Consider the following 20,913-nt stretch of genomic DNA (forward strand, 5'->3'; position numbering starts at 1 on the left):
TCCTTCACTCTCTTGCATTTTGACCTCAAAAATAAGCTCAAAATCTAACAAAGCTAATTTATAGAACCAGCCTTAAAGTAGAATGGCTTGCCACACTTGCGCTCCATTCTCCCACGTTGGGCGTTCTGGATACAAAAAGCAGCAAGAAGATAGGAATTTCTTGCTGCTTTTTGACGTAAGGCGTATGGCTTCACGCCAATTACTTACCGTGATTTTCGTCAGAAACGGTTAGTTTTTTACGTCCATGTGCGCGGCGGTTTGCCAATACGCGACGACCGTTCTTGGTTGACATTCTCTCACGGAATCCATGCTTGTTCACCCTTCTTCTATTGTGGGGCTGAAATGTTCTTTTCATTGTTTTTTTATATTTATCGTTATTGTTTCGTACGCTTTGGGGTGCAAAAGTACTCATTATTTTCGGAATAACAAAGAAATTGACTAATTTTCACCGAAAAAAGACTGCTTTTTTACAATTTATTTGTAACTTTGCATCGCTTTTATAAGGCATAGAAGAAAAAATATTTTTAAGAACTAAGATAACAAACAATGATTAATTCACAGGAAATTAAGATTGGAACTTGTATTCGTCTTGACGGTAAAATTTGGACTTGTATAGATTTCCAACACAGAAAGCCCGGTAAGGGTAACACTGTCATGATTACGAAGTTAAAGAATGTTTCTGATGGTCGTGTATTGGAGCGTACTTTCCAGATCAACTTTAAGTTGGAAGATGTTCGCGTGGAGCGCCGTCCTTACCAATATCTTTATGAGGATGCAACTGGTTGCATTTTCATGAACCAAGAAACTTTTGAGCAAATTCCTTTGCCTAAAGAGGCGGTAACAGGAGGAGACTTTATGAAAGAAGGCGACATCGTAGAGGTGGTAACCGATACCAGCGATGGCAGTGTGTTGTTGGCAGAAATGCCAGTAAAGACAGTGCTTCGCATCACTCATTCTGAACCTGGTATCAAAGGGAACACTGCTACCAATGCCACCAAGCCTGCTACATTGGAGACTGGTGTTGAGGTGCGCGTACCTTTGTTTGTCAACGAAGGCGAACTGATACAGGTCGATACGCGCGACGGCAGTTATCTGAGCCGTATTAGCGAGTAGTTATTAACTGTATTGTTAAAGCATACCTCTCGCTCAAGGAGAGGAGAAGGAGAGAAAGAGGTCACTGCATACGTGCTGTGGCCTCAACTTGCTTTTCATTTGCTCCCCTTGAATGTGTCAAGCATCAACCTGCGGAGCGTTTATTTAGAATAAGTACGTTGCTCACAGTTAGCTCGATTTAGACATTCCCCTCTCGTTAGAGTGTTCACCAAATCGTTCGAGTGTTCATCAAATCGTTAGACAGTTCACCAAATCGGTAGAGTGTTCATCAAAATCTCCGAGCTGCCCGGGTATCAACTCGTGAACTTGTGAACTCGTCAACTTGTCAACTAAAAACCTTGTCAACTTGTCAACTAAAAACCTCGTCAACTATCTAAATTTATGAAATACAGTGTTATCGTTCCTGTTTATAATCGTCCAGACGAAGTAGATGAATTGCTGGAGAGTCTTTGTAAGCAAGCGTTTACGGATTTTGAAGTCTTGATTATTGAAGACGGCTCTACTTGCCCCTGCGAAGAAGTATGTAAAAAATACGAGCCATTTTTGGATATCAAGTATTTACTGAAGTCAAACAGTGGTCCGGGACAGACTCGCAACTACGGTGCAGAACGAGCTTCGGGCGACTATCTCATCATCTTGGACAGTGATGTGGTGGTGCCCCACGATTATTTCGTTGAGATAGAAAAAGAATTGGCGACCTCGCCTGCAGATGCCTTTGGAGGTCCTGACCGTGCGCATGCCTCGTTTACGGACACCCAGAAAGCCATTTCTTATGCCATGACCTCTTTCTTTACGACAGGTGGTATCCGCGGAGGTAAGAAACGTTTGGACAAATTCTACCCAAGGTCGTATAACATGGGAATTCGGCGCGAGGCATTCCAGCAATTGGGTGGATTTAGTAAGATGCGTTTTGGAGAGGATATAGATTTTTCTATTCGTATCTTCAAGGCAGGCTACACGTGTAGGTTGTTCCCCCATGCTTGGGTGTGGCATAAGCGTCGTACCGACTTTAAGAAGTTCTTCCGCCAAGTGTATAACAGTGGTATTGCGCGCATCAATCTGTACAAGCGTCATCCGAAGAGCTTAAAGTTGGTACATTTGCTTCCAACCGTGTTTACCTTAGGAGTAATTTTCCTGTGCTTTTTGATGATATTTGGCTTGATTTTGTGGTCAGAACCAAGCAGTGTTGCCGAAGAACCAAACGTGGGACTCATTTTGTTTTTGATAGGTCTCTTACCGCTGGTCTTGTATTGCGGAGCCATTGTGATAGATTCGTGGACAAAGAATGAGAGTCTTAAAATCGGTTTGCTTAGTGTCCGTGCAGCTTTTATACAGCTGTTTGGTTATGGTTTGGGCTTTATGAGTGCTTGGTACCAACGGTGTATGCGTGGGCGCGACGAGTTTCATGCTTTTGATAAAACCTTTTATAAATAAAGCTTTGCCGTTTCAGGCGAGGGGAGGATGCCAAATAGCATCAATCATTTCATGCCATGACAGTGCAACGGAAACATAACGCCACAGAGAACGTAGGCGCTTCGTCCTCGCAAGACAAGCGGGAGGAGGAAGTCACGCCGCCTATCTCTGAACGTCTCTCCATAGTTCATTGGGCAGAAGCCGACCGCCCACGTGAAAAGATGGAACGATTAGGGGCGAGTGCCCTGTCGCCTGCCGAGCTGTTGGCTATCTTGATAGGCTCTGGTTCGGTAGATGAAAGTGCTGTGGATTTGATGAAACGTTTGTTGAACGACTGCAACAATAATCTCAATACATTAGGAAAGCAAACCATTCAAGAACTTACACATTATAAAGGAATAGGACCTGCGAAAGCCATTACCATTCTTGCAGCTTGTGAGTTGGGTAAGCGACGTTCCATGGAGAAAGCCGAAGAACGTGCAGACTTAAGTTCGGCGTTGGCGATTTACGAGTACATGCACCCACGCATGCAAGACTTGGATGTGGAAGAGGCTTGGATATTGCTGATGAACCAGCGTTACAAGCTCATCAAAGCGATGCGCATCAGTCATGGCGGAATAAGTGAAACAGCTGTGGATGTGCGAGTGATTATGCGCGAGGCGGTGTTGAGTAATGCTACGGTGTTGGCACTTTGCCACAATCATCCGAGCAATCAAGCCTTTCCCAGTACCGAAGACGACCGACTCACGAAGCGCGTTCACGAAGCCTCGCAGTTGATGCGCATCTACTTTCTCGATCATATCATTGTCACCGACGGTCGTTATTACAGTTATCGAGAGGAAGGCAGAGTGTTGTAGAAAGAGGAATGCAATGCGGAGAAATGTAAACCAGTGAACATATTTTTTAATAGTAAATGAATAGATGTATGAAGAAATATCTTTTTTTATTTTTGCTCTTGGTAGCTATTTGCTGGCTTTGTAATTTGGTGTATTATTTCTTCTTCCAGTCAGACCAGCTCACCCTTGCCCATATTATGACCTGGGAAAGTTTTGTCTTTGCGCTACTCGCAACGGGAGCCATTTATTTCGTCAATGGGGATAAAAAATAACGTTCGTTGAGTTTGTGACAGTTTTATGTATTTTAAGAGAACGAGCAGCTTTTTGTTGTTTCTTTGACATTTTTTTTGTACTTTTGCAAATCGTAAGTTTCGCCTGAGGTGGTAAAAAGGGTTTTTTACTATTATGCCAATGGACATTTGTCATGGAGAAACTTAGACACTCTTATTTTTGAATCTCGAAAATAGTTAAGAATATATTCATTTATTATCGAGATTTCCTTTGCCTTATAATAGGCTTGTAAATATACAAAACAACATGATGGAACAACAGAAAACAAAAAAACTAAGAACAACATTTACACGGCATGTAGGCTTACCGGGCCTTATCATTTTAATCGTCCTATCTATTTACAGTGGCATTTTTCCAACGCAAGCAGAGTCCATTCTTAACGTGGTGCAGAACTATATGTACCAGAATCTAAGTTGGGTATATGTGCTGTTGATAACCTCTTTCATGGTCTTTCTGTTTTTGTTGGCTTGTAGCAAAGCGGGTAACATTCGTTTAGGAGCTGATAATTCAGAACCACAATATGGATTCTTTTCATGGATATCGATGCTTTTTGCTGCAGGAATGGGTATTGGCTTGATGTACTACGGTGTCGCTGAACCAATGGCGCACTATGTGGATCCTGCTTTGGCTGATTCGCTGGTACCAGAAAAGGAGGCACAGCTACACACCTTTTTCCATTGGGGTTTACACGCTTGGGCAGTCTATGCTGTGGTGGGATTAGTGTTAGCGTATTTCTCCTATCGGTATAAACTACCATTGGCCATCCGTAGTGGACTTTATCCTATTTTGAAAGACAAGATTAATGGTCCTATTGGTGATATTGTAGATATCTTTGCCTTAGTGAGTACTTTCTTTGGCATTGCTACCTCTTTAGGCTTAGGAGCTATGCAGCTCAATGCAGGTCTTAGTTATTTAGGATTGGTACAGGAGCAGAGTTTTAGTTGGCAGGTCGTATTGGTCATTGTGGTGAGCAGTATTGCGGTAGGCTCTACCTTGTTAGGAATGAACAAGGGTGTGAAGCGACTGAGTGAACTCAATCTGGTGTTGGCAGTATTGCTCTTGATTTTTGTATTGGCGCTGGGACCCACTATCTTTTTATTAAGCGCCTTTAGTGAAGGGGTAGGACATTACTTTAGTCAGTTTGCCAACCTGACATTTAACACTTTTGCCTTTGAACCCAAGCAGCAGGAATGGTTCACCAATTGGACCGTGATGTTTTGGGCTTGGTGGATTTCATGGTCGCCATTCGTAGGCTTGTTTATAGCTCGCATCTCTAAGGGGCGCACCATCCGAGAGTACATCTTGGGAGTGCTGTTGGTGCCTTCGCTATTTATATTTTTCTGGATGACGGTATTTGGCAATGGTGCCATTTGGTTTGATCAAAACTTAGTGAACGGTGCTTTGTCAGCAATAGCGAATAATCCTGACGTGCTATTGTTTAAGTTCTTAGAGCAGTTCCCTTTATCAGAATTACTTTGTGGATTGGGTATTGCGATGATTGCGGTATTTTTTGTTACCTCGTGCGACTCTGGAATTTTGGTGATGAATAGCATTTCGACAAAGAACAGACCTAATACTCCACGTTGGCAGAATGTATTTTGGGGTGCTTTGCTGTGCATCTTGTCATTGTTGCTATTGCGTACAGGTGGTTTGAAAGCTTTACAAACCATGACCTTAATCTCGGCTTTCCCTTTTGGTATTGTCATTGCTATCTTATGCTTTTGCTTGGTCAAAGCCATCCGTTTAGACAGTCGGTATCGTTCTACCAAACTTCCTTATGGGAGTCGCAACTGGGATGGAGAACACTGGAGACAACGCTTAGATCAGATTTTGACCTACTCGCAAAAAAAGGATGTCAAGCAGTTTATGATAAATAAGGTGCGCCCTGCGTTTGAAGATATTCAGGCTGCGTTACAACCAAAAGGAATCTATGCAGAGATTCGAGAATCGATGGAAGGAAAAATGAAAATAGAACTCATGATTCCACACAACAAGATTAGCAACTTCGTCTATGGTGTGATGCCTGAAAAGCAGAATATATCAGATTATTTCATTGACGATGACAACACGCCCACGATAGAAACGATTAATATGTATGTCCCAGTGACTTTTTACAATGACGGTAGACGTGGAAATGATATACAGTATCTTACAAAAGAAGAAATCATAGCAGATGTGTTGCGCGAATATGAGCGGTTTAGTAGTGTTATTCGAAATGAGCAAAACGAAATTCTGATTATTGATCGCAATCATTTGAGATAACGCACTCACGAATGTTAATGCACTCCTCGTGTATCACAAGATGATTTGGGGCAACTCAATGAGAATCGTCCGCCTCTCTGAAATCTTGTCATACATGAGGCTAATAGTTGTTTGGATAAACGACCTAAAGGGAGGTAGACCACGGTTGTTTTTGTCTTATGTTTTACACTTCTTTTTGTGAAAAAGATAGACCTTTGTGACGCGCGCTCTCTTTTTTCGATACTTCTTGTACTCATTCCTCTAAAGAAAAAGCACTTTCTTTATCCCTCAGGCTTATAATTCGGAAATTTTATCTACATTTGTAATCACATAATGAGGGATGGTTGTCGTTTTACGGACGATATCCCTAAACCCTATTGTTTGAAATGAATTGTGACTTACTATTAATATTAGCTTTGCCACTTTTGGGTACTGTGTTAGGTTCTGCATTTGTCTTTTTTATGAAAGAACAAATGTCACAGTTATTGCAAAAAGCCTTGTTAGGCTTTGCTTCGGGCGTGATGGTGGCAGCATCTATATGGTCGCTCATTATACCGAGTATGGAGCAGTGGGCAGACATGGGCAAATGGCAAGTGTTCCCTGCTGTCATCGGCTTTGCTATTGGTATCGCTTTTTTGTTGCTATTGGATCATATTACGCCTCACTTGCATTTGGGGAGTGTTAAACCAGAAGGACCTCGCTCTCGATTAAGTCGTACAGCCATGCTCATATTAGCAGTGACTATACACAATTTTCCTGAAGGAATGGCTGTCGGTGTAGTCGTAGCAGGTGTGTTACAAGGTGATGTGGGTATATCTATTGCAGCAGCGATGACACTTTCATTGGGTATTGCCATACAGAATATTCCCGAAGGAGCTATCATCTCTATGCCGCTAAAAGCAGAAGGAAAAAGTAAACGGTACTCGTTTGTAATGGGCAGTTTGAGTGGAGTAGTAGAACCAGTAGGTTCTGCTTTGGTTATCTTATTGGCAGCCTTGCTTACCCCTACGCTTCCGTTTATGCTGTCGTTTGCCGCTGGTGCCATGTTTTACGTTGTGATAGAGGAGCTAATCCCTGAAGCGTCCCAAGGCGAGCATAGCGATTGGAGTACCATTGGTTTTGCGATTGGATTCTTGCTGATGATGACGCTTGATGTTGTGTTAGGCTAAAAAGATTTTTACTTAGTATCCAATGATTACCGTTAATCATATAAAACTTTGTATCTTCTTTTCCCCTTGGCTTTTAGAGTGATTGATATTCGTGTTGCAAGCAAAAAAACTTATCAGATATGATGACTTTACAAGAAAAAACAAACATTGAAGAAAAAATAGTAGATGTACTCAAAACGGTGTACGATCCTGAAATACCAGTCAATATTTTTGATTTGGGAATGATTTATAAAATAGACGTGAAGGATGACTATACTGTTGATGTGGACATGACCTTTACAGCCCCTAATTGTCCTGCTGCAGATTTTATCTTAGAAGATGTGCGTAGTAAGATAGAAAGTTTGGCTAAAATTAAGGCATGCAATGTAAATCTTGTCTTTGAACCCGCGTGGGATCAAAGTATGATGAGTGAAGAGGCGAGAGTAGAGTTGGGATTCGATTAAGACCATTAGCACCTTACGCTGTCACTTGTATGGATAAATAAAATCAGAGTATGAAAAATGTATATTTTCTTTCGGACGCTCACCTTGGCTCATGGGCGATAGACCATCGGCGCACACATGAGAGACGATTGGTGCGATTTTTAGATAGTATTAAGCATCGGGCTTCTGCTGTTTACCTCTTGGGTGACATGTTCGACTTCTGGAACGAGTATCGCTATGTTGTGCCAAAAGGTTATACACGGTTCTTAGGGAAAGTCAGCGAATTGACCGATTTGGGCGTTGAGGTTCATTACTTTATAGGCAATCATGACATTTGGACCTATGGCTATCTGGAACAGGAGTGTGGGGTAATTCTGCATCGCAAACCTTTGACGACAGAAATTTACGGCAAGGTATTTTATTTAGCACATGGCGACGGATTGGGAGACCCTGACCATAAGTTTCAATTGTTGCGGAAGGTGTTTCATAATTCTATCTGCCAACATCTTTTCAATGCCATTCATCCTCGCTGGGGAATGTGGTTAGGACAGACTTGGGCAAAGCACAGCCGCTTAAAAAGAAAAGAAGGCAAAGAACCTCCGTACATGGGCGAGTGCCATGAATATTTAGTACAGTTTACCAAACAGTACATGCAGGCTCATGACAACGTGGATTATTATATTTACGGGCATCGACATATTGAACTTGATTTGATGCTGAGTCGTCAGGTGCGAATGTTCATCATAGGAGACTGGATAACACAGTTTACCTATGTCGTCTATGACGGAGAACATATCTTTATGGAGCAATATATAGAAGGAGAAACCCAGCCATAAACTAAACCATAAGCAATCAGTCAGTCCCAGTGCTGGGTGGTTGGTATGCGTCTAAGCTGTCTTTCTGTCAGCTTAACAGTTCATCTAAAATCAATGTCATTCAGAATGGAAATAGCTTCACCCTTTTCGCATCCCCTTTATGTGATGACCAAACCCGTTGGTGCTTCGTGTAACTTGGCTTGTGAATATTGTTATTATTTGGAGAAATCGAAGCTTTACCAAGGTGACGTGCGGCATGTGATGAGCGATGAACTGTTGGAAAGGTTTGTCAAGCAATATATCGAAAGTCAGACGATGCAGCACATCATGTTTTGTTGGCATGGAGGCGAAACGCTGATGCGTCCACTTTCGTTTTATGAAAAGGTGGTGAAGCTCCAGTGGCAATATGGGCAAGGAAAACACATTGATAATACCATTCAGACGAATGGAACACTGATAGATGACCGATGGGCACGCTTTTTTTACAATCATGGGTGGTTGGTAGGTGTCTCTATAGACGGACCGCAAGAGTTTCATGATGAATATCGACGCAGTCGTACAGGGAAACCTTCATGGCATGAGGTGATGAGAGGCATTCGATGTCTTGAGAAATATGCGGTAGACTGGAATGCCATGGCTGTGGTAAACGATTTCAATGCAGATTATCCTTTGGAGTTCTATCGATTTTTTAAGGACTTAGGCTGTCATTATATCCAGTTCACTCCCATTGTTGAGCGTATCTTGTCTCATGATGATGGGCGACACTTGGCGTCAATGGCTGACAGTGGCGAAGGGCAGTTGGCTGACTTCTCTGTGTCTCCAGAGCAGTGGGGACATTTTCTTTGTACCATTTTTGATGAGTGGGTGCGCAACGATGTGGGAAAAACTTTCGTACAGCTCTTTGATGTAACCCTTGCCAATTGGATGGGAGTGGATGGTTCGCTCTGCACCATGGCAAAGCAGTGCGGTCATGCAGGAGTAATGGAATACAATGGAGACGTGTATTCGTGCGACCACTTTGTATTCCCAGCTTATCTACTGGGGAATATCAAAGATAAAACTTTAACCGAGATGATGTACAGTGAACGCCAACGAGCATTCGGGAAAAATAAATATATGTCGTTGCCACAGCAGTGTAAGCAGTGTACCTATCTCTTTGCGTGTTATGGGGAATGTCCGAAGAACAGGTTTTCTACCACGGAGCAAGGGGAGTCTGGACTGAATTATTTGTGCAAGGGATATTATCAATTCTTCGAACATGTGGCTCCATACATGGATTTCATGAAAGGCGAACTTGAAGCTCATCGCCCTCCTGCAAATGTGATGGAGGCGATTAGGAGAGGAGACTTGTAGTATTTGTCTCGGAAATCTCGTCAATCATGAAAAACAAAAAGGGAGAAAGATTAAATCTTTTCTCCCTATCAATATCGTTCGTTGTCATCAAGTCGATGCGCCTAACATCCTAACTTGATGGATAGCTTTTCTAACATATCCTTTGTCATACTATCCAAATCGTAGGTTGGCTTCCACTGCCATTCGTTGCGGGCACAAGTATCGTCCATCATGTTAGGCCAGCTCTCTGCAATACTTTGTTTCAAGGGGTCTACCTGATACACCATTTCAAATTCGGGTTTGTATTTCTTAATAGCGGCATAAATCTCTTCTGGGTCGAAACTCATGGATGCGATATTGAAAGCATTGCGGTGAATGAGTTTGTCGGGATTAGCCTCCATAATCATCATGGCAGCTTTTAGCGCATCGGGCATGTAAATCATATCCATCTTTGTGCCAGCCTGAATAGGACAGACAAACTGGTCGCCACGCACCGCATTATAATAAATATCTACAGCATAATCGGTCGTGCCACCTCCGGGAGGCGTGACGTACGAGATAACGCCTGGAAATCTTACGGCACGAGTGTCTACACCATATTTATGAAAATAGTAATCACTGAGCAATTCGGTGGTTACCTTAGATACGCCGTAGATAGTCTTGGGATGCTGAATGGTGTCCTGTGGCGTCATGTCGTGTGGCGTGGTAGGACCAAATGAACCAATAGAGCTGGGCGTAAACACAGCACAATGGTTCTCACGAGCCACCTCTAAGATGTTCCACAAACCATCAATTCCTATCTTCCATGCCAACCGTGGCTTTGACTCGGCAACAACCGACAGCAATGCCGCCAAGTTATAAATGGTGTCGATGTGATAAGATTTCACTACTTCTGCGATTTGCTGAGGATTGGTTACATCAGCAATGGCGGAAGGACCGCTTTCTTTCAATTCGCCAGTAGGCTCAGCACCCGGAATATATCCAGCTACTACATTTTCGTTACCATAATTTTTACGTAATTCTCGGGTCAACTCCGAACCGATTTGCCCAGTTGAACCTATTACTAAAATGTTCTTCATTCTATTTGTTTTTGAGAGTTAGCTCTAAAAGATTCTGTTTGCAAAATAACAACTTTTTTTTGACATTGACACATGAAAGACTAAGAATTTGCATGCCCGCCGTCATTTTATTTTATAAAAAATAACACTTAACACGATGCGTTCTCAAAAATATTGTCTTACTTTGTAAGTAGAATCATTTAAATCTAAATCTTATGTACGGTAAAATGAAAGAACATCTTAGCCAGAGCCTCGAAAAGCTAAGAGAAGCAGGACTTTATAAAGAGGAGAGAATTATTGAAAGTCCGCAGGATGCGGCAATCCAAGTAAAAGGAAAGGAAGTGTTGAACTTCTGTGCCAATAATTATTTAGGTCTTTCCAATCATCCACGACTCATCGAAGCGTCCAAGAAGATGATGGATCGTCGCGGTTTCGGTATGTCTTCGGTACGCTTTATCTGTGGTACACAAGACGCTCATAAAGAGTTGGAGGCAGCCATTTCTGATTATTTCAAAACCGACGATACCATTCTCTATGCGGCTTGTTTTGATGCCAACGGTGGTTTGTTTGGTGCGTTGCTCACCGATGAGGATGCCATTATATCCGACTCGTTGAACCATGCTTCCATTATCGACGGTGTGCGTCTTTGCAAAGCAAAACGTTACCGTTATGCCAATGCCAATATGGAGGAGCTGGAGAAGTGTTTGCAAGAAGCACAGGCACAGCGTTTCCGTATCATCTGCACCGATGGCGTGTTCTCTATGGATGGCAATGTGGCACCGATAGATAAAATATGCGATTTGGCAGAAAAGTACGATGCGCTGGTGATGGTTGACGAAAGTCACTCGGCAGGTGTCGTTGGTGCAACAGGACACGGTGTGAGTGAACTCATGCACACTTACGGTAGAGTAGACATCTATACTGGCACTTTAGGCAAGGCGTTTGGCGGTGCGCTTGGTGGATTTACGACAGGTCGCAAAGAGATTATCGAGATGCTGCGCCAAAGCAGTCGTCCTTATCTCTTCTCCAACTCGTTGGCACCTGGCATTATTGGCGCCAGTTTAGAGGTGTTCAAGATGTTGAAAGAAAGCAATAGCTTGCACGATCACTTGGTAGAGAACGTGGAATATTTCCGCGACAAGATGATGGAAGCTGGTTTTGACATCAAACCTACACAAAGTGCTATTTGTGCAGTGATGCTGTACGATGCACCTTTGTCGCAGAAGTATGCTGCCAAATTGCTCGAAGAGGGCATCTACGTGACAGGTTTCTACTACCCAGTAGTGCCCAAAGGCGAGGCTCGTATTCGTGTTCAGCTCTCTGCTGCTCATACGCGTGAACAATTGGATAAGTGTATTGCTGCATTTATCAAGATTGGTAAAGAATTAGGCGTATTGAAATAAGATGAATAACATTCGCTATTTTTAAGAAAAAACGCTGTACAAAATTCTGTACAGCGTTTTTTGATGCAATATCGTTGGCAATCTATGACTGCTTTTGGTTATCTTTCTCTCTGATTTCTACTCGACGAATTTTTCCACTGATGGTCTTTGGTAGTTCGTCCACAAACTCGATGACACGGGGATATTTGTAGGGAGCCGTTTCGTGCTTCACGTGATTTTGCAACTCCTTGATGAGCGTGTCATCGGCTTTCGACTTCCATTCATCCGCCAATACCACAGTAGCTTTCACCACCATGCCGCGAATGTCATCGGGTACGCCCGTGATAGCACACTCTACAACAGCAGGGTGGGTCATGAGTGCACTCTCTACTTCGAACGGACCGATGCGATAGCCTGAACTCTTAATGACATCGTCCGAGCGACCGACGAACCAGTAGTAGCCGTCTTGGTCGCGCCATGCCATATCGCCTGTATGATAATAGCCATGGTGCCATATTTTCAGTGTTAGGTTTTGGTCACGGTAATAACCCTTGAACAAACCGATTGGTTTATTATTTCCGATATAGATACAGATTTCGCCCTTTTCGCCATCCTCGCATTGTGTGTCATCGCTTCTGAGCAGTTGTACATCATATTGCGGATTGGGTTTTCCCATAGAGCCTGGCTTAGGTGTCTGCCATGGGAATGTTCCTAATGTCATGGTGGTCTCGGTTTGTCCAAAGCCCTCCATGAGTTGGATGCCTGTTAGTTGGAAAAACTTTTGGTACACGGCAGGGTTGAGGGCTTCGCCTGCGGTGGTACAATAGCGCAGGGCACTCAAGTCGTACTTGGAAAAGTCTTCTCGAATCATAAAGCGATAGACCGTTGGTGGTGCGCAAAATGAGGTGATATGGTATTTTTCCATTTGTCTCATGAGCGATGGAGCATTAAATTTCTCATGATCATAGACAAAAACGACCGCTCCTGCAAACCATTGTCCATAGAGCTTCCCCCAAACAGCTTTTCCCCATCCCGTGTCAGCCACTGTGAGATGGATGCTGTCTTCTTGCAGATTGTGCCAGTAAACGCCTGTTGTGATGTGTCCCAAGGCATATAGGAAGTCGTGCGCCACCATCTTTGGTTCGCCACTGGTGCCACTGGTAAAATACATCAGCATGGTGTCTTCATTGGTGTTCACGTACTTGGGACGAACAAATGGAGGTGCTTGTTTCCATTCTTTCTCCCAGTTGTGAAAGTCTGGATGTACGGTTTCTCCAATGCTAATCACCGTTTCGACGGTTGGACTCTTGGGTAGGGCTGCTCGAATTTGCTCGATAATATAGGTGTCATCTGCACAGACAATGGCTTTGACACTGGCTCGCTGATTGCGATAGATGATGTCGTGCGTGGTCAGCATGTGGGTGGCAGGGATGGCTACCGCTCCTAACTTATGCAAGCCCAGCATGGCGAGCCACCATTGGTAATGTCGCTTCAAGATGAGCATTACTTTGTCGCCATGCCCAATGCCCAAACTCTGAAAATAAGCAGCGGTCTGGTCTGTTTGTTCTTTTAAGTCCTGAAACGTAAATCTTAACTCTGCGCCCTGCTCATTGGTCCATAGCAATGCTAACTTATCTGGTCTTTCTTCTGCCCATACGTCCATGACGTCATAAGCAAAATTAAAATTCTCGGGTACCTTAAAGTGCAAATTCGCCTTGAAATCTTCCTCTGAAGTAAACGAAGTTTGCGTTAAAAATCTTTCTACCATGAACTTATGTGTTTTAGATAACGATACACAAAAAACGACAAGGCTCGTCATTGACGGCTCGCATGCAGTGCATCTTCGAGGAATCAAAATAGATGCTGTCACCCGGTTGTAGTACCAGAACCTTGTCTTCTATTGTAATCTCCAAGGTTCCTTCAATGATGATGTCAAACTCTTGACCCTTGTGTGTATTCTTATTATATTTCTCATTATCTGGCAGTGGGTCTACTTGAACTAAAAACGGGTCTACTTTCCTACCCCTAAAGCCACTCGCCAAGCTTTGAAATTTGTATTCTTGATGTCTGTCAACGGTCAGTCCTTGCCCTTTACGGGTAATGAAATAAGAACTCATGCGAGGCTCCTCTCCAAACAGCAACACGTCGAGCGCAATGCCATAGTGCTTGGATATTCGCGTTAGCCGATAGAGTGAGGGGTCGGCTTCTCCCGCCTCTATCTTTTTGTAATGCTCTGTCGAGATGTTACACAGTTGCGCAATCTCTTCGGCTGGGATGTTCAAGACCTCTCGCAGTCCTTTCAGTCGCTGTCCTATTTGTTTTATTGACTCTTCCATGCGTTGTTATATTAATAATGTGTGGTATTCAGGAAATTCCTGATAGCCGTTCAAAAGTATAAAAACCTTTTGGAATAGAATTTACCTTTTTGTTATGTAGTGCTAACAATTGTTGATAAATAATAAAAAATGCACAGACTCTTATTGCCTGTGCATAAAATATACGATATCGAGAGAAATCGAAGTATTCATTTCTGAGCCTTTACCAAATCTTGTGGACATACTCCCCCTTCACACCGACGCAGCGTGCATGCCGAGTCGATATGTTTGGAAAGGGGTGGCAATGCCATGTTATTTCTTAGGAAGAATCATCCACAAAAGAATGTAGAGAATCACTCCGCTAAAGGCGGTGAACAAGGTGATAACGGCATAAAGCGCACGAACTAATGTTTTGTCTAAATCAAAATATTCGGCTATTCCGCCACATACGCCACCAATCTTTTTGTCATTTGACAATGTCAGTTTTTTCATTTTTCTTTTCCTTTCTTTTAGTGAGTGTTTAGAAGTGTATCGTGTTGCCACCTATGTAGTCTGTACTTCCCTGTTTTGGGGTAAGGAATGTACAAAATGTTTGGCTGCGATAACTTTATATCTTGAAGACTAACTCGTGGAGCAAGTCTATAATTTCAAACTCTTGGACTCCTTCTTTCACCACAATCATTATGGTGTCGTCGCCAGCTATGGTTCCTAATATCTCGGGTATGTCACTGTTGTCAATGTTGTAAGCGATACTGCTGGCGTAGCCTGGGCGTGTTTTGATGACTCCAATATTCCCAGAAAACTGGATGGACAGAAACCCAGGTGTCAACATCATTTCGCGAGCAGGAAGAGGCTTCTGTACCCTGCGGTACATCGTTTCATTGGGGAGTACATATACGTATCTGCCGTTCATGCTGGCGGCTTTTGCCACTTTCAGCTGTTTGAGGTCGCGACTCAATGTCGCTTGTGTAACAATAAATCCTTCTGCCTCCAAGGCTTCCAACAATTCTTTCTGACTTCCTATTTCTTGGCTCGATATGAGTAGCTTAATTGCTTCAAGTCTGTCGTTCTTAAATCTCATTCACTGTAACTTTATACGTTTCTATTCACAAAATTAAAAATATTTGCATAATAGGCAAGTAATTTATCGCTAAAAAAGCTTTATTTCGACAATTATTAACAAAAACGATGGATGATTTTGTCGTTTCCAATGCTGTCATTGCATAGATATGTTGATATCATATGCGCTCCTCACTGCTTCATCCATTGTTTGAGCCAACAGGACAGGCGTGCTGTTTGGAAGTATTCAGGCGGTTGGAGGTCCTTTGAAAAGAAACAAGTATTTTAGAACGTACCGCATTGCATTGTAAAAAAAGTAGTATCTTTGTCAAACAACAAATCATGAAACGATGAAATTGGTTCAACTAAATACAAAATGGAGCCTTTGTCTGATAGGGTTCTGTTGTTTCAGTCTTCACCTGTTTGGACAGTCAAAGCGTGCCATGCGTGAACGTGCGATGGCTAAGCCAGAAGTGGCACTGGTAGGAGAGCGATTGAAGAAAGATTGGGTAAAGCTCACCAAGGCAAGGTTAGGACTTTATTACCGTCAGCGTACGCTGACCCATAATGGCGTTACAATGCCCATGTGGTGGGTGACCTACGGTGAAAAACCTGCCGATGGTTATAGCTTGTTTATCTCACTGCATGGGGGTGGTGGAACGACTCAAGAGACGAACAACCAGCAGTGGGAGAACCAAAAGTATCTTTACCGTCCCCAACAAGCGGTTTATGTGGCACCTCGTGCGCCATGGAATTTGTGGGATATGTGGTGTCACGAAGGCATCGACCCACTCTACGAACAACTCATTCAGATGTGTGTGGCTTTCGAGGGTGTCAATCCCGACAAGGTGTATCTTATGGGCTATTCGGCTGGTGGCGATGGCGTGTGGCGCATGGCTCCACGCATGGCAGACTCGTGGGCGGCAGCTTCGATGATGGCAGGACATCCTGGCGATGTGTCATTGCTGAATCTGCGCAACACGCCTTTCATGATTTGGTGTGGTGAACACGATGCTGCCTACAATCGTAATACGTTGGCAGCACAGCGAGGACTACAAATGGACTCACTGCAGCAGCACGACCCTATGGGATATGTTCATCAAACACATATTATAAAAGGTGTGGGGCATTGGATGAATCGGGTTGATTCGGCTGCCGTGCCATGGATGACAAAGTTCAGACGCAATCCATATCCAAAGAAGATTGTCTGGCAACAAGCTGAAGTGGTGAAGCCTTACTTCTATTGGTTGGGGGTGCCACCAGCAGAATTGGCACCGGGTAAAATGCTCAGGGCTTATATCCAAGGAAATTGTGTCCATATCACGCAGTGTGATTACACAACGCTTACGCTTTATCTCAATGACGAGTTGGTGGATTTGGATAAGTTCGTCACTGTTAAATACGGCAAGCGAGTGTTGTTCAAAGGACGTCTGAAGCGCAAGGAATCCACGATGCGACAGACACTTTTTGAGCGCAATGACTGGAGTTATATGTTTCCTACCAGTGTCACTGTGACCATGAAACCGAAAAAAGCAAATCTTAAATTGAAAGAATGATGATGTTAAAAGAAGGATTATCGCATACCAGTGTTTTAACCGTTACCGAAGCTTATACGGCGCAAGCCTTGGGCTCTGGCGACCTTCCCGTGTTGGGTACACCTGCCATGTTGGCACTTATGGAGAACGCTGCCATGTTGGCTGTGGCAAACGAATTGGATGAAGGGCAAACCACAGTGGGCGGTTATCTCGGTGCATCGCATGTCAAGCCCAGCAAGCTCGGTACAACTGTAGAGGCTACAGCGACATTGACAAAGGTCGACCGTCGCAAGCTCTCTTTCCATGTTGTCGCAAAGGAGAATGGCGAGGTGATTGGCGAGGGCGAGCATCTTCGCTTTATCGTTGACAGGCAACGCTTCATGCAGGGATGAAGTGCGATGATTTCGCCTGAACAAAACGAATGAAGATCTTTTGTAGCTCACTTTTTATAATAGGTGGCTGGCTCTTAGTTGACCAGATACGCCACTATGATGCTGTGTTGGGAAGATGGATGTGTGTGGATCCGTTGCAAGAAAAAAGTCTATATGTATCTACATATTTTTACGTAAACCTCAAATCTGCAACTAAGTCCTTGAACGTCCTTATTGCGTTTACACGTCCTCTCATTACTGAATTTGCAGATAACTTGAACTTGAAGCACCCACTTCTGCCTACAATATCCTCTTACCCCACAATGTGACTTGAGGCAATCACAATATCATTCCCATAAGTTGTAGGCATTATTCAAAATCTGTCTGGAAAACATCTGCGTAACCATTATTACAGGTATAGATATTCAGCACATACCGCCTTGATGTCCTGATCCACTTGGCTGGTACAGGGATAAACCTGAAGACAAACGCTTTTATGCGACTTGTTGCATTGAGTCCGAACTTCTTTACGTCAAGTCTTTGTGGAGTCAAATTGCTCCATGATTGAAAATAATCCCCCAAAAGGAGTGAGTCTCTCAGATTTAATTTGTATCTTCGCCATGTCTATCGTCGGATTCTCTTGTTTTTTTGCAACACTAAGATAAGTGAAAATTCTGATATGGCAAAATCCTGAGCAACTTTTTGTTGCTCAGGTACTTAAAAAGTTTAATTTATAATAGTGTTGCGGAATTAAGGATAAATAATAAAATTATGAAATTAAAACTTAAATTTTACCAAATGAAAATTTAGAAGTTCTTTCAGAAGAAAGTATGAAGAATCTTTATGGAGGTAGTTTAATGTGATCAGGGCGAAGAAAGTGCAAAAATGGACCATGCACTGTTTGTTACTTTGATAGTAATGGAAGCTACACAGGTATATCTCGAACTGGCCAATGTCAAGAGATTGACTATAATAGTTCGGTGACATGCTATTGTGATGCGGAGGGTATAAACTCTGGTTGTGGTAATTATGACAAAAAGAGTAAGTGTTGGAATGATTAAAGATTATCTAAGGATATTTCCTACCTTATTACACATGTTATAAGGAATTTGAATTTCGAATAGGGAATAGCTGACTTGTTTAAGTCAGCTTCCCAATCTTATATCAAGAAAATATGAAAAAAATATTATATATTTTGATTTTATCGAGCTGGATAATATCAACGGCTGCATCAAATTTACCTAACTACGGACAAAAAGTACGCATTATCTTGCAATTGGACAGAATTGCCAAACAAGATATGAAGGGATTTTTATGTATATTAGATAAAAAATGGGAAAGAATAGATTCTGTACAGTTTAAAAATGGAAAAGCTGTTTTAAACTATTCACCAATGAAAAACATTGCACTCGCTCAAATAATTATCAAATCTATAGAAAATAAGAAAAATATAATGAAAGATGTATACTTTAAAAATGTATATTCTGATTATATGAATTTATTTTTAGGAGATTTGTATTTAGATAATAAGGATTTGCACATAGACTTACACATGCGTGATTCTACGTCTTTTATTGGTAACATATCTCAGCTAACTGATAACATGGAAGTAGCTTTTATACGTCAAAGAGATAGCGAAATTGATTATGCTCCTAAAGGAACATCTCCCACTCGCTGGTATTTTGACAACAGAGGATGTCTTATGAATGAAAAATTAGTAAATAGATATCCACATAGTAGATTATTACTACAAGAGATATGTGAGCATATAACAGCATACAAAGACACAGCTCTATTATATAGGATTTATAATTCTTTTGCTGATAGTCTAAAGAATACTAAAGATGGTATGTCCGTGAAACAATATATCCAAGAAATAAGGAAGAACAGCATTCAACAGTTTTTTCCTTTCTTCGATACCAAAGGAAAAAAGTATTCATTTAAGGATTGCATTGGTAATAAAAAATATCTCGTCATCGTATTTTGGGCAAGTTGGTGTGCACCTTGTAGAAGAGAAATCCCAGACCTAATTGATTTGTACAATCGATATAAGAGAGATGTTGCCTTTATCAATCTGTCGGTAGATGAAAACAAAAAAGCATGGATAAAAGCCGTTCAAAAAGATAAGGTGAGTTGGCTTTCCTTAGCATGTTTCCAACACTCTAAAAATAATGTATCTCAAAAAATGCGGGTTACAGTTTTTCCCTCTTTCGTTGTTACTAATAGTGATGGAAATATTATATTAGACTCTCGAAGTGGCTATAACCAAGATTGCAATAATAAAGCATTTTGTTTACAAGATCTATCTGATTATCTTTTAAAAGAAATAAAATATGAGTGATATTAAAATACCAGTATTTGTATGTAACTTACTTTCAAGGATAGAACGAAGGCAACATATCATAAAAGAATTTGAAAATAAGCAAGAATATTCAATGCAAATAATTCCTGCAATAAAAAATAAGATTGGAGCATATGGATTGTGGTTAACATTACACTCCTTTACTCTCTTGCATTTTGACCTCAAAAATAAGCTCAAAATCTAACAAAGCTAATTTATAGAACCAGCCTTGAGCAATAAAGTATTGAGAGTGTCAGCCGTATTGAAATCGTAGGTCTTGCCCATATCTGATGTGTATGAAATGTTTTCTTGCGTCAACTCCTTTATCGCTCTGAGGATAGTATCAGAGCTACAAGTGCGAAGTGTCGGATGAAGCGAGAGGTGGTTCATCAAATGAGTAGTGACATCCTGGGGTACATGAACCGCCACAGAAGTAGATACTCATGAGAGAACGGATGATTTCACTGTACTGATAACCGAACGATCTACACCTTAGACCGAGGGTTGAGTCGATTACAGATGATAATGTGGAGTCAAATTGCTCCATGATTGAAAATAATCCCCCAAAAGGAGTGAGTCTCTCAGATTTAATTTGTATCTTCGTCATGTCTATCGTTGGATTCTCTTGTTTTTTTGCAACACTAAGATAAGTGAAAATTCTGACATAGCAAAATCCTGAGCAACTTTTTGTTGCTCAGGTACTTAAAAAGTTTAATTTATAATAGTGTTGCGGAATTAAGGACATTTATTATTTTGTTAGACTATATTTCGACGAGTGCAAATTTAAAGCAGACCATAGAAATATTTGTGGTTTTAATGTATATGGAGATATATTTACGTACACACACGTAATGAACCGGCATTATTTCCCATACATGAATTTAGGAAATGGTGCATCTATGAATGACAATATTCCTGGGGTAGATATTAGAAACCTACCGGCATCATTGCTTGATTTAGTGGAATTGCATGCAAAATATAAGGCAATAGACAAAAAACCGAATATCTTTTATTTCGAATAAATGGTGATCCTTATATTTTATGGATTAAGTATGGTAAAATCGGAACGTTGCAAAATGTAGAGGGATTCGAAATACGGTCTTTCTACAAATGTTCTGAGCAAAGGGATTTTGATAGATATAATTAGTGTTTACTGAATAATGTATAACTCTCTGATATTTAAGTTTATATAACTTTATTTCTTCGTTTGTTTAACTAGA

The 20,913-nt window shown here is 41.8% G+C and carries 20 protein-coding genes and 2 pseudogenes; 14 read left to right on the forward strand and 8 right to left on the reverse strand.

Annotated features, from left to right (window positions below):
• Positions 1-199 precede the first annotated feature (199 nt).
• Positions 200-355, reverse strand: a complete 156-nt coding sequence (gene rpmH / locus DEM91_RS09170) for a 50S ribosomal protein L34 (protein WP_008124876.1) — start codon at positions 353-355, stop codon at positions 200-202.
• 191 nt (positions 356-546) lie between these two features.
• Between rpmH and efp the strand changes: the two genes are divergently transcribed.
• The 9 genes from efp to DEM91_RS09215 all read left to right on the forward strand — a co-directional run bounded on the left by efp (position 547) and on the right by DEM91_RS09215 (position 9,653).
• Complete coding sequence (gene efp / locus DEM91_RS09175) at positions 547-1,113, forward strand: elongation factor P (protein WP_008124875.1); 567 nt, start codon at positions 547-549, stop codon at positions 1,111-1,113.
• 381 nt (positions 1,114-1,494) lie between these two features.
• Positions 1,495-2,547: a glycosyltransferase gene (locus tag DEM91_RS09180; protein WP_249858716.1), complete on the forward strand. Its 1,053-nt coding sequence runs from the start codon at positions 1,495-1,497 to the stop codon at positions 2,545-2,547.
• A gap of 56 nt (positions 2,548-2,603) precedes the next feature.
• Positions 2,604-3,383: a RadC family protein gene (gene radC / locus DEM91_RS09185; RefSeq protein WP_275975259.1), complete on the forward strand. Its 780-nt coding sequence runs from the start codon at positions 2,604-2,606 to the stop codon at positions 3,381-3,383.
• 68 nt (positions 3,384-3,451) lie between these two features.
• Positions 3,452-3,634 (forward strand): hypothetical protein, encoded by a 183-nt coding sequence (locus DEM91_RS09190; RefSeq protein ID WP_249858717.1) that lies wholly within the window; start codon positions 3,452-3,454, stop codon positions 3,632-3,634.
• A 268-nt stretch (positions 3,635-3,902) separates the two neighbouring features.
• On the forward strand, positions 3,903-5,915 hold the full coding sequence (locus DEM91_RS09195) for a BCCT family transporter (protein WP_249858718.1): 2,013 nt from the start codon (positions 3,903-3,905) through the stop codon (positions 5,913-5,915).
• A gap of 365 nt (positions 5,916-6,280) precedes the next feature.
• A complete protein-coding gene (locus DEM91_RS09200) occupies positions 6,281-7,063 on the forward strand; it encodes a ZIP family metal transporter (protein ID WP_249858719.1) in 783 nt (260 codons plus the stop codon).
• 122 nt (positions 7,064-7,185) lie between these two features.
• Positions 7,186-7,506: a metal-sulfur cluster assembly factor gene (locus DEM91_RS09205; protein ID WP_249858727.1), complete on the forward strand. Its 321-nt coding sequence runs from the start codon at positions 7,186-7,188 to the stop codon at positions 7,504-7,506.
• Positions 7,507-7,556: 50 nt separating this feature from the next.
• Positions 7,557-8,321, forward strand: a complete 765-nt coding sequence (locus DEM91_RS09210; RefSeq protein ID WP_249858720.1) for a UDP-2,3-diacylglucosamine diphosphatase — start codon at positions 7,557-7,559, stop codon at positions 8,319-8,321.
• Positions 8,322-8,426: 105 nt separating this feature from the next.
• Entirely contained in the window at positions 8,427-9,653 is a 1,227-nt protein-coding gene (locus tag DEM91_RS09215) for an anaerobic sulfatase-maturation protein (RefSeq protein WP_249858721.1), read from the forward strand.
• A gap of 101 nt (positions 9,654-9,754) precedes the next feature.
• On the opposite strand, the gene DEM91_RS09220 is transcribed toward DEM91_RS09215, so the two are convergent.
• Complete coding sequence (locus tag DEM91_RS09220) at positions 9,755-10,711, reverse strand: NAD-dependent epimerase/dehydratase family protein (protein ID WP_249858722.1); 957 nt, start codon at positions 10,709-10,711, stop codon at positions 9,755-9,757.
• A gap of 194 nt (positions 10,712-10,905) precedes the next feature.
• Here DEM91_RS09220 and kbl point away from each other — a divergent pair, with 194 nt between their 5' ends.
• The gene (gene kbl, locus DEM91_RS09225) at positions 10,906-12,093 is read left to right on the forward strand and encodes a glycine C-acetyltransferase (RefSeq protein ID WP_025072663.1); all 1,188 of its coding nucleotides are present in this window, start codon (positions 10,906-10,908) and stop codon (positions 12,091-12,093) included.
• 82 nt (positions 12,094-12,175) lie between these two features.
• Here kbl and DEM91_RS09230 read toward each other — a convergent pair whose 3' ends face one another.
• From DEM91_RS09230 to argR, 4 genes are all read right to left on the reverse strand, one after another.
• Entirely contained in the window at positions 12,176-13,840 is a 1,665-nt protein-coding gene (locus DEM91_RS09230) for an AMP-binding protein (protein ID WP_249858723.1), read from the reverse strand.
• Positions 13,841-13,853: 13 nt separating this feature from the next.
• A complete protein-coding gene (locus DEM91_RS09235; RefSeq protein WP_025072665.1) occupies positions 13,854-14,408 on the reverse strand; it encodes a helix-turn-helix domain-containing protein in 555 nt (184 codons plus the stop codon).
• 291 nt (positions 14,409-14,699) lie between these two features.
• The gene (locus tag DEM91_RS09240) at positions 14,700-14,879 is read right to left on the reverse strand and encodes a PspC domain-containing protein (RefSeq protein ID WP_028901074.1); all 180 of its coding nucleotides are present in this window, start codon (positions 14,877-14,879) and stop codon (positions 14,700-14,702) included.
• A gap of 115 nt (positions 14,880-14,994) precedes the next feature.
• A complete protein-coding gene (gene argR / locus DEM91_RS09245; protein WP_025072666.1) occupies positions 14,995-15,468 on the reverse strand; it encodes an arginine repressor in 474 nt (157 codons plus the stop codon).
• Between the two features lie 328 nt (positions 15,469-15,796).
• Here argR and DEM91_RS09250 point away from each other — a divergent pair, with 328 nt between their 5' ends.
• The gene (locus tag DEM91_RS09250) at positions 15,797-17,002 is read left to right on the forward strand and encodes an alpha/beta hydrolase (protein WP_249858724.1); all 1,206 of its coding nucleotides are present in this window, start codon (positions 15,797-15,799) and stop codon (positions 17,000-17,002) included.
• Between the two features lie 2 nt (positions 17,003-17,004).
• Positions 17,005-17,373, forward strand: a complete 369-nt coding sequence (locus tag DEM91_RS09255; RefSeq protein WP_249858728.1) for a thioesterase family protein — start codon at positions 17,005-17,007, stop codon at positions 17,371-17,373.
• Between the two features lie 348 nt (positions 17,374-17,721).
• On the opposite strand, the pseudogene DEM91_RS09265 reads toward DEM91_RS09255, so the two are convergent.
• Positions 17,722-17,895, reverse strand: a pseudogene (locus tag DEM91_RS09265) (IS1380 family transposase); the annotation flags it as partial.
• A gap of 631 nt (positions 17,896-18,526) precedes the next feature.
• Here DEM91_RS09265 and DEM91_RS09270 point away from each other — a divergent pair.
• Together DEM91_RS09270 and DEM91_RS09275 are read left to right on the forward strand one after the other, a co-directional pair.
• On the forward strand, positions 18,527-19,693 hold the full coding sequence (locus DEM91_RS09270) for a TlpA family protein disulfide reductase (protein ID WP_249858725.1): 1,167 nt from the start codon (positions 18,527-18,529) through the stop codon (positions 19,691-19,693).
• Entirely contained in the window at positions 19,686-19,898 is a 213-nt protein-coding gene (locus tag DEM91_RS09275) for a glycosyltransferase family 25 protein (RefSeq protein WP_103003476.1), read from the forward strand. Before DEM91_RS09270 ends, DEM91_RS09275 begins: the two co-directional genes overlap by 8 nt.
• Before the next feature lie 20 nt (positions 19,899-19,918).
• Here DEM91_RS09275 and DEM91_RS09280 read toward each other — a convergent pair.
• Positions 19,919-20,300: pseudogene (locus DEM91_RS09280) on the reverse strand (IS1380 family transposase); the annotation flags it as partial.
• Between the last annotated feature and the right edge of the window lie 613 nt (positions 20,301-20,913).

The organism is Prevotella sp. TCVGH, from assembly GCF_023522295.1.
In the GTDB taxonomy this organism is placed as follows: Bacteria; Bacteroidota; Bacteroidia; order Bacteroidales; family Bacteroidaceae; genus Prevotella; species Prevotella timonensis.

Excerpts from the sequence above, each read along its gene's own strand:
- radC (WP_275975259.1), top strand. The coding sequence starts at position 2,604 with ATGACAGTGCAACGGAAACATAACGCCACAGAGAACGTAGGCGCTTCG.
- DEM91_RS09220 (WP_249858722.1), bottom strand. The coding sequence starts at position 10,711 with ATGAAGAACATTTTAGTAATAGGTTCAACTGGGCAAATCGGTTCGGAG.
- DEM91_RS09270 (WP_249858725.1), top strand. The coding sequence starts at position 18,527 with ATGAAAAAAATATTATATATTTTGATTTTATCGAGCTGGATAATATCA.
- DEM91_RS09230 (WP_249858723.1), bottom strand. The coding sequence starts at position 13,840 with ATGGTAGAAAGATTTTTAACGCAAACTTCGTTTACTTCAGAGGAAGAT.
- DEM91_RS09275 (WP_103003476.1), top strand. The coding sequence starts at position 19,686 with ATGAGTGATATTAAAATACCAGTATTTGTATGTAACTTACTTTCAAGG.
- DEM91_RS09200 (WP_249858719.1), top strand. The coding sequence starts at position 6,281 with ATGAATTGTGACTTACTATTAATATTAGCTTTGCCACTTTTGGGTACT.
- DEM91_RS09255 (WP_249858728.1), top strand. The coding sequence starts at position 17,005 with ATGTTAAAAGAAGGATTATCGCATACCAGTGTTTTAACCGTTACCGAA.
- DEM91_RS09235 (WP_025072665.1), bottom strand. The coding sequence starts at position 14,408 with ATGGAAGAGTCAATAAAACAAATAGGACAGCGACTGAAAGGACTGCGA.
- efp (WP_008124875.1), top strand. The coding sequence starts at position 547 with ATGATTAATTCACAGGAAATTAAGATTGGAACTTGTATTCGTCTTGAC.
- rpmH (WP_008124876.1), bottom strand. The coding sequence starts at position 355 with ATGAAAAGAACATTTCAGCCCCACAATAGAAGAAGGGTGAACAAGCAT.
- DEM91_RS09210 (WP_249858720.1), top strand. The coding sequence starts at position 7,557 with ATGAAAAATGTATATTTTCTTTCGGACGCTCACCTTGGCTCATGGGCG.
- DEM91_RS09240 (WP_028901074.1), bottom strand. The coding sequence starts at position 14,879 with ATGAAAAAACTGACATTGTCAAATGACAAAAAGATTGGTGGCGTATGT.
- DEM91_RS09190 (WP_249858717.1), top strand. The coding sequence starts at position 3,452 with ATGAAGAAATATCTTTTTTTATTTTTGCTCTTGGTAGCTATTTGCTGG.
- DEM91_RS09205 (WP_249858727.1), top strand. The coding sequence starts at position 7,186 with ATGACTTTACAAGAAAAAACAAACATTGAAGAAAAAATAGTAGATGTA.
- DEM91_RS09215 (WP_249858721.1), top strand. The coding sequence starts at position 8,427 with ATGGAAATAGCTTCACCCTTTTCGCATCCCCTTTATGTGATGACCAAA.
- argR (WP_025072666.1), bottom strand. The coding sequence starts at position 15,468 with ATGAGATTTAAGAACGACAGACTTGAAGCAATTAAGCTACTCATATCG.
- DEM91_RS09250 (WP_249858724.1), top strand. The coding sequence starts at position 15,797 with ATGAAATTGGTTCAACTAAATACAAAATGGAGCCTTTGTCTGATAGGG.
- kbl (WP_025072663.1), top strand. The coding sequence starts at position 10,906 with ATGTACGGTAAAATGAAAGAACATCTTAGCCAGAGCCTCGAAAAGCTA.
- DEM91_RS09195 (WP_249858718.1), top strand. The coding sequence starts at position 3,903 with ATGGAACAACAGAAAACAAAAAAACTAAGAACAACATTTACACGGCAT.
- DEM91_RS09180 (WP_249858716.1), top strand. The coding sequence starts at position 1,495 with ATGAAATACAGTGTTATCGTTCCTGTTTATAATCGTCCAGACGAAGTA.